Here is a 14,522-nt window from a genome sequence, read left to right on the forward strand (position 1 = left end):
CCGGGTGCGGGCGGGATGCGTCTGGTGCCGGACCGGTCCGAGGGGATGGGGGTGGAGTCCCTGACCCCGGAGTATCGGCGGATCATGGAGATCGTGGCCGGGGCGGAGGGTCCGGTGATGGCCAAGGACGTCGCTGGGATGCTGGGTCGGGAGCTCACGCCGGGCAAGGTCGAGCCGTCCGTGGCCAGCTGCGCAAACCCGCTGGCGCAAGGTCAGTTCCGGGACCCAGGCGGTCATCGTGCTCGCCGTGCTCCGTCACGACCAGCGTCTTGCCGACATGGCCGGCGGCAACGCGGTCTCCGCCTCCACCGTGCGCCGCTGGGTGATGGAAGTGATCCGCCTGCTGTTCGCCCGCGCCCCGCGCCTGGACCGCGCGCTGAAGAAGATCGCCCGTGCCGGCGGGGTCGTGGTCCTGCTGGGCGGCACCCTCATCCGCACCCGGCGCCGCACCGGGAAGGACAACCGGAAGAACTACAGCGGCAAACACAAGTCCCATGGCCTGCTGTTTCTCGCGCTGACCGACGAGCAAGGCAACGTGATCTGGATCCCGGCGGCGAAGCCGGGCCGGTCCAGCGAGATCACCACCGCCCGCCACAACAAGATCACCGGACACCTGCGCGAGGCCGGTCTCGGAGCCCTGGCCGATCTCGGACTCGTCGGCCTGGACGACGACCCCGACGACCACCCGGTGATCATCACCGGCCGCAAGGCCACCCGCAACCACCAGCTCACCGACGCGGAGAGAGAAGCGAACCGCCTGCTCAACCGCGAACGCGCCGCCGTCGAGCACGGCTTCGCCAACCTGAAATCGGTCATCGTTGCAATCCTCGAGACGGAGTTCGCTTGACAACAAACATGAGGGGCTGGCCCTTGGGCTCGTGCCCACCTTCGTGAGCCGCCGTGCGGATGGGCCGCTGCGATCAGGCGAGGGTGACTTCGACGGGTAGTTTCTTGATGCCGTTGACGAAGTTGGAGCGGACGCGCGGGACATCGCCGACGAGGCGGATGTCGGCGATCCTGGGGATCAGCTCCTCGAACATGATGCGGATCTCGGTGCGGGCGAGCAGGTTGCCCAGGCACAGGTGGGGGCTGCCCTTGCCGAAGGTGACGTGGTCGTTGTCGGCGCGGGTGACATCCAAGTCGTACGGGTTGCCGAAGGCCTCCTCGTCACGGTTGCCGGAGGCGTACCACATGACGACCTTGTCGCCCTCCTTGATCCGCTTGCCGCCGAGTTCGACGTCCTGGGTGGCGGTGCGGCGGAAGTGGTAGACGGGGGAGGCCCAGCGCAGGAACTCCTCGACCGCGCCCGGGATCAGGGACGGGTCGTCCTTGAGGCGGGCCAGCTGGTCGGGGTGCTGGAGGAGGGCCAGCATGGAGTGGGTGATGGTGTGGCGGGTGGTCTCGTTGCCGGCCACGACGAGGAGCAGGAAGTAGTTGTCGAAGTCCTGTGACGAGAGCGGCACACCGTCCTTCGGGATGGTGTTCACCAGCTTCGACACCAGGTCGGTGCCGTCGCCGCCGCGCCGCTGCCGGGCCAGCTCACGGCCGTACTCGAAGACCTCCAGCGAGGCGGGGGAGCGGAAGGGCAGGTGCCGGTACTGCTCGCTCTCCGCGCTGTCCAGCAGGACGTCGGCGTAGTCGGGGTCGGTGTTGCCGATGATGCGGTTGCCCCAGTCGATGAGCTGCTGGTTGTCCTCCGGCGGTACGTCGAGGAGGCGGGCGAGGACGTTGATGGGGAAGTCGGCGGAGATCTCTTTGACGAAGTCGAAGGTCCCCTTGGCCAGCGCCGCGTCCAGCGTGGTGGCGGTCAGGCCACGCAGGAAGTCGGTGTAGCTGTTGATGACGCTCGCGCCGAACTGGCGCTGGAGCAGACTGCGCAGCGCGCGGTGGCGGACACCGTCCAGCTCCAGGATGGAGGCGCGGGTCTTGATCTGGTCCTCGTCGACTTCTTCGAGGTTGACGAACTTCGTGGAGGTGAAGGTCTCGGCGTCACGGTCGACGCGGGCGATGTCGGCGTGGCGGGTCACGGCCCAGAAGCCGGAGTTGGGGGCGTCCTCGGGCTGCCAGTGCACCGGGTCCTGGTGGCGCAGGGTGTGGAACATGCGCCATGGGGTGATGCCGTCGGTGAAGTTGTCCAGATCGGCGAGGTTGACGTCTGCCAGTGGCATCGGTTCGTTCACGGCGGCGGTCGGTGTCTCGGTCGTCATCGCATGGCTCCCAGTCGTCACAGGTGGTAGGCGTACTCGGTGAACTCCCAGTCGGTGACGTGCCGTTGGAAGCGTTCGATTTCGTTGCGCTTGTAGGAGAGGAACGAGGCGGTGAAGTCCTTGCCGAGGATGTCGGTCAGCTCCGTGTCCGCTTCCAGGGCGTCGAGCGCGGCCGGCAGGTTCATGGGCAGCATGGCTGCCTTGGCGGTGTCGTAGCCGTACCCCTCCAGCGGGGCGGGGGGTTCCTCGCCGGTCAGAACCCCGAGCAGTGCGGCGGCGACCGTGCCCGCGATCAGCAGATACGGGTTGGCGCTGGCGTCACCGAGGCGCAGTTCGAACCGGGCGCCGGAGCCGCGCTCGGGCGGAATGCGGATCATGGCGCTGCGGTTGTCCAGGCCCCAGTCGATCAGCCAGGGGGCGAGAGTGTCCGGGCCGAAACGCCGGTAGGAGTTCACGGTCGGGTTGGCCAGTGCGGCCAGGGCCGGGGCGTGGGCGAGGATGCCGGCGACGGCGTGGCGTGCGGTGGCGGACAGTCCGTACGGCCCGGCGGGATCGTCGAAGGAGTTACCGGCGCCTTCCTCGTCGGAGGAGCTGTCGCAGGACAGGTGGAGGTGGAAACCGGAGCCTCCGGCGTCGTTGAACGGCTTGGCCATGAAGGTGGCGAGTTTGCCCTCCTGCCGGGCCAGTTCCTTGATCGCGGACTTGAAGCGGAAGGCGCGGTCCGCAGCGGACAGGGCGTCGGAGTGGGTGAGGTTGATCTCGAACTGGCCGCCGTCGAACTCGTGGTTTCCGCTGGTCACGCCGATGTTCATGTCCCGCAGCAGACGCAGCGTGCGGAGCAGGTGATTGTCGCCGTCGGCGCGCAGACCGGCGGTGTAGACGACGCCGGTGGCACTCGAGTAACGCTTCCAGCCGCTCGGGGAGGCCGGGTCCTCGGCGCAGAGGAAGTACTCGAGCTCGGGGCCGACCACCGGACGCAGGCCGTGTTCGGCACATCGGTCGAGGACGGTGCGCAGCAGATCGCGGGGTGACTCGGGCGCGGGCAGGCCGGTGGCCGGGTCGGTGACGTCGGCGAGGCAGGAGGCGACGCCGGGTTCCCAGGGGAGGGGGACCAGGGTGTCCAGGTCCGGTCGCACGGTGATGTCGGGCAGGCCTGCGTCGAGACCGCCGGAGACGGGCACCACGTCGCCCTGGGGGCTGGTGTGGTACACGGCCCGGCAGAAGGCCAGGCCGTGGTCGCAGGCCGACGGCAGGTGGTCCAACAGCACGTCGCGCGCTCGGTCGGTGCCGATCAGGTCGGGATAGGTCACGCGCACCACGTCGATGCCGTCGGCGGCGAGTCGCTGCATGTGCTGACGGAGGCTGGGGGTTGGGTCTGCGCTCACCGATGTCTCCTCGGGCGCTAGGCGTGTGGATGGTGAGGGGATTCAGAGGGCCGGTACGGGTGGGGGCGCGGCACATGGAATAGCTTGTTTGATGCCAAACGGTATGAGGACTTCGGGTGCCCCGCAAGGGGCGGCAGGAAAAAAATTATCCGCATGGATAGGTATTGACCAGGGCCGGGCGGCTTCCTATGTTGTTTGAAGCCAAATGAGTAAGGGTTCGGTCAGTTGCCGGACCCTTGGCCGGGGCCCGGCCGACGCCGGTCGGGCCCCTCTTCCTCCGCTCGTCCCCGCCCCGACGCCCTCACATTCAGGAGGACCGGCCATGAAGGTCGTCGTCGACATGAACAAGTGCCAGGACCACGGCCAGTGCGTCTTCGCCGCACCCGATGTCTTCTCCATGGACGACAGCGGCCACCTGGCCTACGTCCCCGACCCCGACGACGCGCTGCGCGACGAGGTCGAGGAAGCCGCCGACGTGTGTCCGCTCCAGGCCATCCGTATCGAGGACTGACCATGACTTCGCGGAGTGCACGCATCGTCGTGGCCGGCGCCTCCATGGCCGGCCTGCGCGCGGCCGAGCAGCTGCGGGCCGCCGGCTGGACCGAAGCCATCACCCTCGTCGGTGACGAGCCGCACATGCCCTACAACCGGCCGCCCCTGTCCAAGGAGGTCCTGGCCGGCAAGGCACCCTTCGAGTCACTCGCCTTCCGCCCGCGGGCGAGTGTGGCCGACGCGGAATGGCGGCTGGGCGTCAAGATCGTCGCCACCCGGCTCGCGGAGAACATCGTCGAGTTCGACGACGGCGAGGCACTCTCCTACGACGGTCTGGTCGTCGCCACCGGAATGCGGCCCCGGCGCCTGCGCTGCCCCGGCCCGCTCGCGGGCCGGCACACGGTCCGCACCATCGACGACGCGCAGGGTCTGCGGCAGGCCCTGACCAGGCCCGGAGCCCGCGTGGTCGTCGTCGGAGGCGGCTTCATCGGCTGCGAGGTCGCCGCCACCGCCGTCGCTCTGGGCGCCCGGGAGGTGACGGTCGTCGACCCGCTGCCCCTGCCGATGGTCGGCCCCCTCGGCGAGCTCCTCGCCAGGGTCCTGCTGAAGCGCCACGAGGAGCGCGGCGTGCGCTTCGCCCTCGGCACGGGCGTGACCGGCTTCACCGGCGACGACCACGTCACCGGCGTTGCCCTCGGCGACGGCACCGTCCTTCCCGCCGACGTGGTGGTCGAGTCGGTCGGGTCGGTCGCCAACACCGAGTGGCTGGACGGCAACGGCCTCGACCTGAGCGACGGCGTGCTCACCGACGAGCACCTGCGCGCCGGCGGACGGCCCGACGTGGTGGCCGTCGGCGACGTCGCCCGCTTCCCCAACGCCCGCTACGACGGCGTACCGCGCCGTGTGGAGCACTGGTGCATCCCCACGGACACCGCCAAGCACGCCGCGAAGACCCTCGTCGCCCAGCTGGCCGGCACCAGCCACGGCCTGTCCCCGTTCGCGCCGCTGCCCACTTTCTGGAGCGACCAGCACGACTTCCGCCTGCAGTCCTTCGGCGCACCGGTACTCGGCAAGGAGGACGTACGCGTCCTGGACGGCGACCTCGACGGAGATGTCGTCGTCGGCTACCACGCCGGCGGCCGGCTGGCCGGTGTCGTCGCCCTCGGCGGTCCGGCCGCGGTGGCCGCCGCCTCCCGATACCGCGCCGAACTGCTCGAGCAGCCCGCCCTCACCGCCAAAGGACTTCGCTGATCATGAACACTGTTCACGGATTCTTCTTCCCCAAGACGGCGAGCGGTGCCTCGTCGCTGGTCCCCTCACCGCCCTGGCTGTACTCCGGGGACCTGCTCACCGTCGAGTACCGCACCGACCCGGCGCGCGTGCGTGAACTGCTTCCCGAGCCACTGGAGCTCGCCGACGAGGACCCGGGCGCGGTGGCGCTGATCTGGGCCGACTGGCAGTCCTGCTCGGCGTCCGGCGAGGAGCTGCTCGATCCCGTGCTCTCCCAGTACAAGGAGGCGTTCGCGGTCGTCCGCTGCAAGTACCGGGGCGAAACCTACTCGCGGTGCGTCTACATCTGGGTCGACAAGGACTTCGCCATCGCCCGCGGCCTGCACCAGGGCTACCCGAAGAAGCTCGGCTCGATCCACCAGACCCGCCCGCACCCGTACGGCCCCGCGCCGCGCATCGAGGCGGGGGCCCGTTTCGGCGCCACGCTCGCCGCCGCCGACCGGCGCCTGGCCCAGACCACGGTCACCCTGCGCGAGCCGTCGCAGACGAACGGCTTCGTCAACGCCCACCCGATGGCCCACCACCGCTGGCTGCCCTCCATCGAGAAGGGCAAGGGCCTCGCTCTGGACGAGCTGATCGAGTCGGGCGCCGCGTCCTTCGAGGCGGGACAGGCCTGGCGCGGCGACGCCGAGCTGGAGCTGTTCGAGGCGCCCACCGAAGAACTGGCCCGCCTGGAGATCCGCGAGCCGATCGCCGCTTACTACCGCCAGGTCGGCGTCGTCTGGGACGGCGGCCGACTGCTGGAATCCGGCACCTCCGGCGCCGAGTAGACCCCACCACCTCGTGAGACCGGAGGAGCAGAGCATGAGCGAACACACCATCACCGTTGCCGGGGTCGCCGTCGACACCCGGCACTGGATCGGCGGCGAGCGCGTCGCCTCGGCACAGACGTTCCCGGACGTCTCGCCCATCGACGGCAGCACGATCGGCGAGATCTCCCGGGGCACGGGCATGGAGGCAGCCGCCGCCGTGGCCGCCGCGAAGGCCGCCTTCCCCGCCTGGGCGGCCACCTCCCGCGCGGAACGCGCACGCATCCTGCACGCCATCGCCGACGGGGTCGAGAAGCGGATCGAAGAGCTCTCCATCGTCGAGACCACCGACAACGGAGCCCTTCTGCGCTCCCACCGCCGGGGCGTCATGCCCCGCGTCGCCCACAACTTCCGCTTCTTCGCGGACGGGCTGCTGAAACTGGAGCACGAGGACTTCGAGACGCGCGGGCACACCAACCACGTCAGCTGGGACCCAGCGGGCCCCTCCGTGCTGATCACACCGTGGAACGCCCCGTTGATGCTGGCCACTTGGAAGGTCGCCCCGGCTCTCGCGGCCGGCAACACGGTGATCCTCAAGCCCGCCGAGTGGACCCCGCTGACTGCCTCCCTGCTGGCCGACATCGCCGCCGAGGCCGGGCTCCCGGCAGGTGTGCTCAACGTCGTCCAGGGCTACGGCTCCGAGATCGGCGACGCGCTGACCTCGCATCCCGACGTGCGCCGGATCAGCTTCACCGGCTCCGTGCCCACGGCCAAGCGGATCGCGGAGTCGGCGGCCGCGAACCTCACGCCCTTGAGTCTCGAACTGGGGGGCAAGTCGCCGCTGTTGGTGTTCGCCGACGCGGACCTGGACCTGGCCGTCGACCTGGCGGTGGAGCAGTACGACAACGCCGGCCAGGTGTGCCTGGCTGCGACGCGCTTCCTGGTCGAGGAGTCGGTCGCCGAGGAGTTCACCCGCCGCTTCGTCGAGAAGGCCGGGCAGCTCACCCAGGGCGACCCGCGCGGCGAGGCTACCGACATCGGGCCGAACATCCACCCGCTCCAGCTGGAGAAGATCGACGGCTTCGTGCAGCGTGCCGTGGCGGCCGGTGCCCGCGCGGTCATCGGCGGCCACGGCAAGGACGGCCAGTACTACGCGCCGACCCTCCTGACCGCCGTCGCCCAGGACTCGGAGATCGTGCAGGAGGAGGTCTTCGGCCCGGTCCTGACCCTGCAGACCTTCGCCACCGAAGACGAAGCCGTCCGCCTCGCCAACGACACCCGCTTCGGGCTGGCTGCCACGCTCGCCACCGGTGACCCCGAGCGCGCCGAACGCGTCACCGCCCAGCTTGTCGCAGGCACGGTCTGGACCAACTGCTTCTTCGTCCGCGACCTGCAGGCGCCGTTCGGCGGCTCCCGCCACTCGGGCGTCGGCCGCGAGGGCGGCACCTGGAGCTTCGACTTCTACTGCGACCTCAAGAACACCGTGACCTCGCCGAACGGATGGAACAACCATGGGTGAGATCGTCGGGGCGGGCCTCCTCGCCCACGTCCCCACCATCGTGCTGCCCGAGGAGACCCGGCTGGAGCTGAACGGGGGCAAGGAGATCACCCTCGTCACCGGCCTGCACCAGCTCCGCAAGGACGTCTTCGAGCGCGACGACTACGACACCGTCGTCGTCCTGGACTCCCACTGGGCGACCACCGTCGAGTTCGTCGTCACAGCCCAGCAGCGCCGCGCCGGTCTGTTCACCTCCGAGGAGCTACCGCGCGGCATGTGCCGGATGCCGTACGACTTCCCCGGTGATCCTGAACTGGCCCACAACATCGAGAAGTTCGCCGACAAGCACGGCACCTGGATCACCGCGATCGAGGACGAGTACCTGCCGATCTACTACGCCACCACCAACCTCTGGAAGTTCCTGGGGGAGGGGCTGCCGGACAAGCGGTGGGTGACCATCGGGGTCTGTCAGACCGGGGACATGGAGGACCACCTGCGGCTGGGCCGGGCGCTGGCCGACGGGATCGCCGCCACCCCGGGCCGCCGGGTCCTGGTCATCGCCTCCGGTGCGCTGTCGCACACCTTCTGGCCGCTGCGCGAGCTGCGCGACCACGAGTCGAGCGACCCCGCGCACATCTTCACGCCCGAGGCGCGCGAGGCCGACTACGAGCGGATCGCCTGGTTCAAGGAGGGCCGCCACGACAAGGTCCTCGACACCATGCCGGAGTTCTCGAAATACAGGCCCGAGGCGAAGTTCTTCCACTACCTGATGATGGCCGGTGCCCTCGGGGAACAGGCCTGCGTCGCCAAGGCCCGCCAGTACGGCGAGTACGAGAACTCCATCGGCACCGGCCAGGTCCACCTCTGGTTCGACCGCCCGGCCGACGGCTGGACCGGCGCCGGCCTGCCCGCCGCCCCCTCCGCGCACAACCCTCACAGCCGTATCTAGGAGTACTGCCATGCCCGAATACCGCCGCATCCTCCTCGACGGCGCCGCCGTCCAGGTCACCGTCGACGGTGACGAACTCGTCGCCGCGGACGGCCGCCGCGTCAAGACCGAGGACGCCCAGCACCTCCCCCCGGTCGTCCCCTCCAAGGTCATCGCGGTCCATCTCAACCACCGCAGCCGTGTCGACGAGTTCGATATCGACCTCCCCGACACGCCCACCTACTTCCACAAGCCGACCTCGGCCCTCAACTCGCACAAGGGCGCCATCGTCCGCCCCGAGGGCTGCAAGTGGCTCAACTACGAGGGCGAGGTGGCCATCGTCATCGGAAAGACCGCGCGCAACATCCCCCCGGCCGAAGCGGGCGAGTACATCGCCGGATACACGATCGCCAACGACTACGGATTGCACGACTTCCGCGACACCGACGCCGGCTCCATGCTCCGGGTCAAGGGCTCCGACACGCTCTGCCCGCTCGGCCCCGGCCTGGTCACCGACTGGGACTTCCACGGCAAGAGCCTGCGCACCTACGTCAATGGAAAGGTGGTCCAGGACGGTTCGACCGACGAGATGAAGTGGGACATGCACTATCTCGTCGCCGACATCGCCCGCACCATCACCCTGTACCCCGGCGACGTCCTGCTGTCAGGCACCCCCGCCAACTCCCGCCCCGTACAGCCGGGCGACGTCGTCGAGGTCGAGGTCGAGGGCCTGGGCCGCCTCACCAACCACATCGTCACCGGCCCCACCTCCATCCGCACCGACGTCGGCGCCCAGCCCACCGAATCGGAGGAGGTGCTGTCCACCGCGCTCGGCGGCGACTGGGAGTTCCGCGGCATCCGTCCGCCGAAGCGATGACGCCCCTGGGCGGTCTGCCGGTCGCGACGCGCGGGTAGGGTCGCGTTCATGAGCGATTCCTCCGAGAAGCCCCCCGCCAGGCCCCGCAAGCGCGTGGACTACGGGACCGGCCGTGAGGCCCTGCTCAGCGCGGCCGTGCGCGTGGTGGCCCGGGGAGGGCTGCGGAAGCTCACCTATCGTGCCGTCGCGGAGGAGGCGGGTGTCACGCACGGGCTCGTGGTGCACCACTTCGGTTCGCGGGACGCACTGATCGAGGCAGCCCTCGAACACGCGGTACGCACCAGCGCGCGCACGAGCTCCCTGGAACCCGGCACGGGCGACATCGCGGACTTCGCGGCGGGACTGGCGGACATGGTCACCCGCGAGCCGGCCATGCAGATGTTCCAGTACGAGCTCATGCTCGAGTCCCGGCGCAGGCCCGAGCTGCTGCCGCAGATCCGCGCGCTGTACGAGGAGTACTTCGAGGCCACGGAGAGGGAGCTGTCCCGCAGCCTGCCCGACGGCACCAGCCCTGCCCTGACCCGGCTCGTCTTCGCCGCTCTGGAGGGTCTCGTACTGCACCAGCTGGTCCTCGACGAGCCGGACGTCACCGAGGCCGCGCTGAAGGAGCTGCGGTCACTGCTGACCCGGCAGCGTGAAGGCGCAGAGTAGCCGCCATGTCGTAATCCCTGCCATAACAGCAGGTCAGGACGAGTCCCCGTCGCCCAGCGACGGGGACTCGCCTGTTTCCGGCGGCGTAAAGAGTTGATTACGTGCGCGCGAAGCATTGACGAAATTATCCGTGTGGATAATTCTCGGTGGTGCAGGGCCCACTGGTCGCCCTCCTCTTCTCCTCCCCAGTTCCCTCCGCCTCGCGCCCGATACGAGGAGTGTCACGACATGACCGTCACCACGGCCGGACCCGCGTCCGCCATCGAGGATCTGCTGCCCTTCCGTGACCCCGGCTTCCGTGCGGACCCGTACCCGTACTACGCGCGGCTGCGGCAGGAGCACCCTGTCTACAGGCATCCGGTCGGCCTGTACGTCGTCTCCCGCTACGAGGACGTCGCCCGGCTGATCCGCAACCCCACCCTGAGCGCGCAACAGCTCGACTTCGGGCCGGCCACCCCGATCCACCACACCATGCTCGGCAAGGACGCCCCCGACCACACGAGGCTGCGGCGGATCACCAACCGCTGGTTCACACCCAAGGCGGTCGAGGAGTGGTCCAAGGTGATGCGTGCCGCCGTGGAGGCTGTGCTCGACGAGGTGGACAAGGGCGACGGCACCCTGGACGCGGCCGACGGCCTCTCCCTGAAGTGCACCTTCGACACCACCTGTCACATCTTCGGCATCGAGCCGACCGAGATGGACACCATCCAGCGCAAGACCTACGAGATCGGGCTGAGCCTCGGCCCCGGCTGCAACGACGACGAGGCCCGCGCCACCACAGAGGCGTTCGCCTGGTACGCCGAGCACATCCGCCGGCTCGTGGCCGACAAACGAGCCCATCCCGGCGAGGGCCTGATCGACGCCTTCATCGCCGCGCAGGACGAGGGCAGGATGACCGAGGAGGAGGTCGTCTACACCATCCTGCTGTTCTTCGCCGTGGGCCACCTCGACGTCAAGCACCTGATCAACCACGGCATCTGGCTGATGACGCAGCAGCCCGGGCTGTTCACCGCCTACCGGGACGAGCCGGAGGCACGACCGGGCATCATCAACGAGATCCTGCGGATCGACACGCCCGAGTCGATGGTGGTGCGCCTGACCACGCAGGACACGGCCATCGGCGACACCACGGTACCGGCCGGAGAGGCGCTGGCCCTGCTCATCGCCTCGGCCAACCGCGACCCGGAGGTCTTCGCCGACCCCGACACCTTCGACCACACCCGGCCGGTCGCCGCCGGCCAGCACCTGGCCTTCGGCTCCGGCATGCACGGCTGCGCCGGCCAGATCCTGGCCCGCGCCGAGGCCGACATCGTCTTCAGCTCGATCGTCAACCGCTTCTCCGGTGTCGAGCTGGCCGGTGAACCCGCCTACGCCCACACCGAGTTCCTGCGCACGATCACCCGCCTCCCCGTCCGTTTCCTCTGATCCCCCGACCCCTCCGAGAACCGAGAGAGACAGGAGCCGTCATGAAGGTCGAAGTCGACCTCAAGAAGTGCCAGGACCACGGCCAGTGCGTGTACGCGGCCCCCGGCCTGTTCGCGCTGGACGACGACGGACGCCTGTCCCTGCGGTCGAGGGCGACCGACGTCTACGTGGCCGACGTGGACGAGGACAGCGCCGAGGAACTGCACGAGGCCGCCGAGGTATGTCCGCTCCAGGCCATCACGGTGCACGAGTAGACGGAAACGCGGCATGTCACCGATGGCGCCGGGCCACCGGAGAACGGCCCCGGCGACAGCGGTCCGGCCGTGGGCCCGCCACAGGAGTACGCGGCGGGCATCTTTGCCGTCATCCAGCCGCACGCAGCCTCGACGCAATCCCCGCGAGTGAAGGACATCCACCCGTGCCCGCACCCACCCCTCCCCGCATGCTGCTCGTCCTGAGCGAGAACTGGACGCTGACCGGCGGCCGGGCGGACCTGCCCACCGCCGTACGGTGGGCCCGCGAGGCCGAGGACGCCGGCTTCAACGCGGTCATGGTCAGCGAACACATCGTGCTCGGACCGGACGCCGGGGCCGCCGGTGTCATGGGAAACCCCCGCGACTACGCCCTCCCGGGCAACCAGGACCCCTACACCCCCTGGCCGAACTCCCTGCTCCTGCTCGCCTCCATCGCCTCCGTCACCTCCCGCCTCCGGCTGGCCGCCGCGGCCGTCCTCGCACCGCTGCGCCACCCCCTGCTGCTCGCCCGCGAACTCGGCACCCTGGACCTGCTCAGCGAGGGCCGCCTCGTGGTGCAGCCCACGGTGAGCTGGAGCAGGGACGAGTACGCGGCCCTGGGCGTGCCGTTCGGAAAGCGCGGGCGGCTGCTGGACGAGCACCTTCAGATCTGGGCGAAGGCCTGGGGACCGTCCCCGGTCTCCCACGACGGCGAGCACTATCCCTTCCAGGACGTCTACTTCGAGCCCAAGGCGTACCGTCCTGACGGCCCGCGGCTGTGGTTCGGAGGACAGGGCATGCACGGCCCGCTGCTGCGGCGGCTGGTGCGGTACGGGCACGGCTTCCACCCGCTCGGACGGCCCACACCCGAAGACATGCGGCAGCTCGGGGACGCCATGGCCGGAGCAGGACGCGACATCGCCGACCTGGAGATGATCGGCGGCACCCAGGCCGTGTTCCCCGACGACCGCTCACCGGCCGACCTCGGCACCGCCCTTGCCTCCATTCCCGAGCAGCTGGAGCTCGGCTTCACCACCTTCTGCATCAAGCCGAACCAGTTCATCGACGACCCCAACGGCATCGGAACCTTCTGCCGGGACGTCATGCGGCGCGTGGAGAGGGTGACCGCGTAATCCGTCGCACGTGCCGCGAGTCCCCCGGTTTCCACCGTGTAGGAACTCCGCCGCCGCGCAAAGGATCTCCCCACACCCCTTGTCAAACGGATAGTTCCGGCCCACCATGGGGCAACTCGTTTGGCCCAAAACAAACTCCGCCCCTCCCCGTCCCCGGCAGGTGATTCGAGTGGACAGTCAGACCGCGGTCGTCACGCAGACTGCTGATGATGCATCCATGGCAGGCAGACTCAAGCCCAACTCTCTCGGTGTCCTCGGCATCCTCTTCTTCGTTCTCTCCGCCCAGGCGCCACTGACCGGCATCGCCGGCGCTGTGCCGATCGCCATCGCCATCGGTAACGGTGCAGGCGCTCCGGCCGCCTATCTCGCGGCCGGCGTCATCGTCCTGCTGTTCTCGGTCGGCTTCGTGGCCATGGGCCGCCACGTCGTGGACGCCGGCGCCTTCTACACCTACATCGGCAAGGGACTCGGCCGCTCGGCCGGCTCCGGCAGCGCCGCGGTCGCGCTCTTCTCCTACTGTGCCGTGCAGGCCTGCATGTACGGGCTGTACGGAAGCATCATGAGCGGCCTTGTCGAGCACCACACCGGTGCCCACGTGGCGTGGTGGGTCTGGGCCCTGGTCACCATGGTGATCGTCCAGGTGCTCGGCGCCTCGGGCATCGAGATGGGCGCGAAGATCCTCGCTGTCTTCGTGCTGGCGGAGTTCAGCGTCCTGATCGTCTTCGCCCTCGTGACGCTCTTCCAGGGCGGCGGCCCCGAGGGGCTCGGCCTCACGGACAGCTTCTCGCCGTCCGTCGCGCTCCAGGGTGCTCCCGGCGTGGCGCTGATGTTCGCCGTGGCGTCGATGTTCGGCTTCGAGGCCACCGCCATCTACGGCGAGGAGGCCCGTGAACCTCGCAAGACCGTTCCCCGGGCCACCTACCTGTCCGTCGTGGTGATCACCGGCTTCTTCGCCTTCACCTCGTGGATGCTCATCTCCGCGCACGGTGCGTCCCAGGCCACGGCCGAGGCGGGCAAGGCCCTGGAGAGCGGTGACGCCGCGGCCTTCGTCTTCGCGCCGATCGCCGCCCAGTTCGGCGGCTGGGTCAACGACGTGCTGCCGATCCTGCTGGCCACGTCCCTGTTCGCCGGCCTCCTGGCCTTCCACAACTCCGCCAACCGCTACCTGTTCTCTCTCGGCCGTGAAGGGCTCCTGCCGCAGGGCCTGACCGCCATCAACCGGCGTCACTCGCCCTGGGTGGCGGGCACCGTGCAGACCGTGATCGCGGTGCTGCTCGTGGTGCCCTTCGCGGTCCTGGGCAAGGACCCGGTGCTGACCCTCTTCTCCTGGTTCAGCGGAGTCGCGGTCCTGGGCATCATGCTGCTGTACTTCCTGACCTCGGTCTCGGTCATCGTGTACTTCCGCCGCTCCGGCGCCGACACCCGCCTCTGGAACACCCTGATCGCCCCCGTACTGGGCGCGCTCGGCATCGCGGGTGCCATCTGGCTCATCATCGCCAACTTCACGACGCTCATCGGCGGCGACCGGACCACGGCCCTATGGCTCCAGGCCACCGTTCCGGTGGTGCTGATCCTCGGCGTCGTCGCCGCCAGGCTGACGCGGCCCAGGGCAGAGACCAGCGACTGAACACCGCGATCCTCACCGATACGGCCG

General features: G+C 69.3%; 14 protein-coding genes. 12 read left to right on the top strand and 2 right to left on the bottom strand.

From position 1 onward, the window contains the following. Positions 1-247: 247 nt before the first annotated feature. Positions 248-847: a transposase family protein gene (locus KCH48_RS38145; RefSeq protein ID WP_210582035.1), complete on the top strand. Its 600-nt coding sequence runs from the start codon at positions 248-250 to the stop codon at positions 845-847. 73 nt (positions 848-920) lie between these two features. Here KCH48_RS38145 and KCH48_RS38150 read toward each other — a convergent pair whose 3' ends face one another. Next, positions 921-2,207, bottom strand: coding sequence for a cytochrome P450 (locus KCH48_RS38150; RefSeq protein ID WP_210582037.1), 1,287 nt, complete (start codon positions 2,205-2,207; stop codon positions 921-923). A gap of 17 nt (positions 2,208-2,224) precedes the next feature. Continuing rightward, positions 2,225-3,556 carry a glutamine synthetase family protein gene (locus tag KCH48_RS38155; protein WP_246886532.1) on the bottom strand — a complete coding sequence of 444 codons (1,332 nt, stop codon included), beginning with the start codon at positions 3,554-3,556 and terminating at the stop codon, positions 2,225-2,227. 358 nt (positions 3,557-3,914) lie between these two features. Here KCH48_RS38155 and KCH48_RS38160 point away from each other — a divergent pair, with 358 nt between their 5' ends. From KCH48_RS38160 to KCH48_RS38210, 11 genes are all read left to right on the top strand, one after another. Then, the gene (locus tag KCH48_RS38160) at positions 3,915-4,103 is read left to right on the top strand and encodes a ferredoxin (protein ID WP_210582041.1); all 189 of its coding nucleotides are present in this window, start codon (positions 3,915-3,917) and stop codon (positions 4,101-4,103) included. Positions 4,104-4,105: 2 nt separating this feature from the next. Continuing rightward, positions 4,106-5,335 carry an NAD(P)/FAD-dependent oxidoreductase gene (locus tag KCH48_RS38165; RefSeq protein ID WP_210582044.1) on the top strand — a complete coding sequence of 410 codons (1,230 nt, stop codon included), beginning with the start codon at positions 4,106-4,108 and terminating at the stop codon, positions 5,333-5,335. Positions 5,336-5,337: 2 nt separating this feature from the next. Continuing rightward, the gene (locus KCH48_RS38170; RefSeq protein WP_210582045.1) at positions 5,338-6,144 is read left to right on the top strand and encodes an acetoacetate decarboxylase family protein; all 807 of its coding nucleotides are present in this window, start codon (positions 5,338-5,340) and stop codon (positions 6,142-6,144) included. Positions 6,145-6,178: 34 nt separating this feature from the next. Then, positions 6,179-7,642 (top strand): aldehyde dehydrogenase, encoded by a 1,464-nt coding sequence (locus tag KCH48_RS38175; RefSeq protein WP_210582048.1) that lies wholly within the window; start codon positions 6,179-6,181, stop codon positions 7,640-7,642. Further along, complete coding sequence (locus KCH48_RS38180) at positions 7,635-8,570, top strand: 3,4-dihydroxyphenylacetate 2,3-dioxygenase (RefSeq protein WP_210582049.1); 936 nt, start codon at positions 7,635-7,637, stop codon at positions 8,568-8,570. Before KCH48_RS38175 ends, KCH48_RS38180 begins: the two co-directional genes overlap by 8 nt. 10 nt (positions 8,571-8,580) lie before the next feature. Next, a complete protein-coding gene (locus KCH48_RS38185; RefSeq protein WP_210582051.1) occupies positions 8,581-9,426 on the top strand; it encodes a fumarylacetoacetate hydrolase family protein in 846 nt (281 codons plus the stop codon). A gap of 48 nt (positions 9,427-9,474) precedes the next feature. Then, positions 9,475-10,077 (top strand): TetR/AcrR family transcriptional regulator, encoded by a 603-nt coding sequence (locus KCH48_RS38190; protein WP_210582053.1) that lies wholly within the window; start codon positions 9,475-9,477, stop codon positions 10,075-10,077. 228 nt (positions 10,078-10,305) lie between these two features. Then, a complete protein-coding gene (locus KCH48_RS38195; protein ID WP_210582055.1) occupies positions 10,306-11,502 on the top strand; it encodes a cytochrome P450 in 1,197 nt (398 codons plus the stop codon). Between the two features lie 41 nt (positions 11,503-11,543). After that, a complete protein-coding gene (locus KCH48_RS38200; protein WP_069757840.1) occupies positions 11,544-11,756 on the top strand; it encodes a ferredoxin in 213 nt (70 codons plus the stop codon). A 188-nt stretch (positions 11,757-11,944) separates the two neighbouring features. Next, the gene (locus tag KCH48_RS38205; RefSeq protein WP_210582113.1) at positions 11,945-12,868 is read left to right on the top strand and encodes a TIGR03619 family F420-dependent LLM class oxidoreductase; all 924 of its coding nucleotides are present in this window, start codon (positions 11,945-11,947) and stop codon (positions 12,866-12,868) included. 169 nt (positions 12,869-13,037) lie between these two features. After that, on the top strand, positions 13,038-14,495 hold the full coding sequence (locus tag KCH48_RS38210) for an APC family permease (protein WP_210582057.1): 1,458 nt from the start codon (positions 13,038-13,040) through the stop codon (positions 14,493-14,495). Positions 14,496-14,522 lie beyond the last annotated feature (27 nt).

The sequence above is a fragment of the Streptomyces sp. GESEQ-4 genome (assembly GCF_017948455.1).
In the GTDB taxonomy this organism is placed as follows: domain Bacteria; phylum Actinomycetota; class Actinomycetes; order Streptomycetales; family Streptomycetaceae; genus Streptomyces.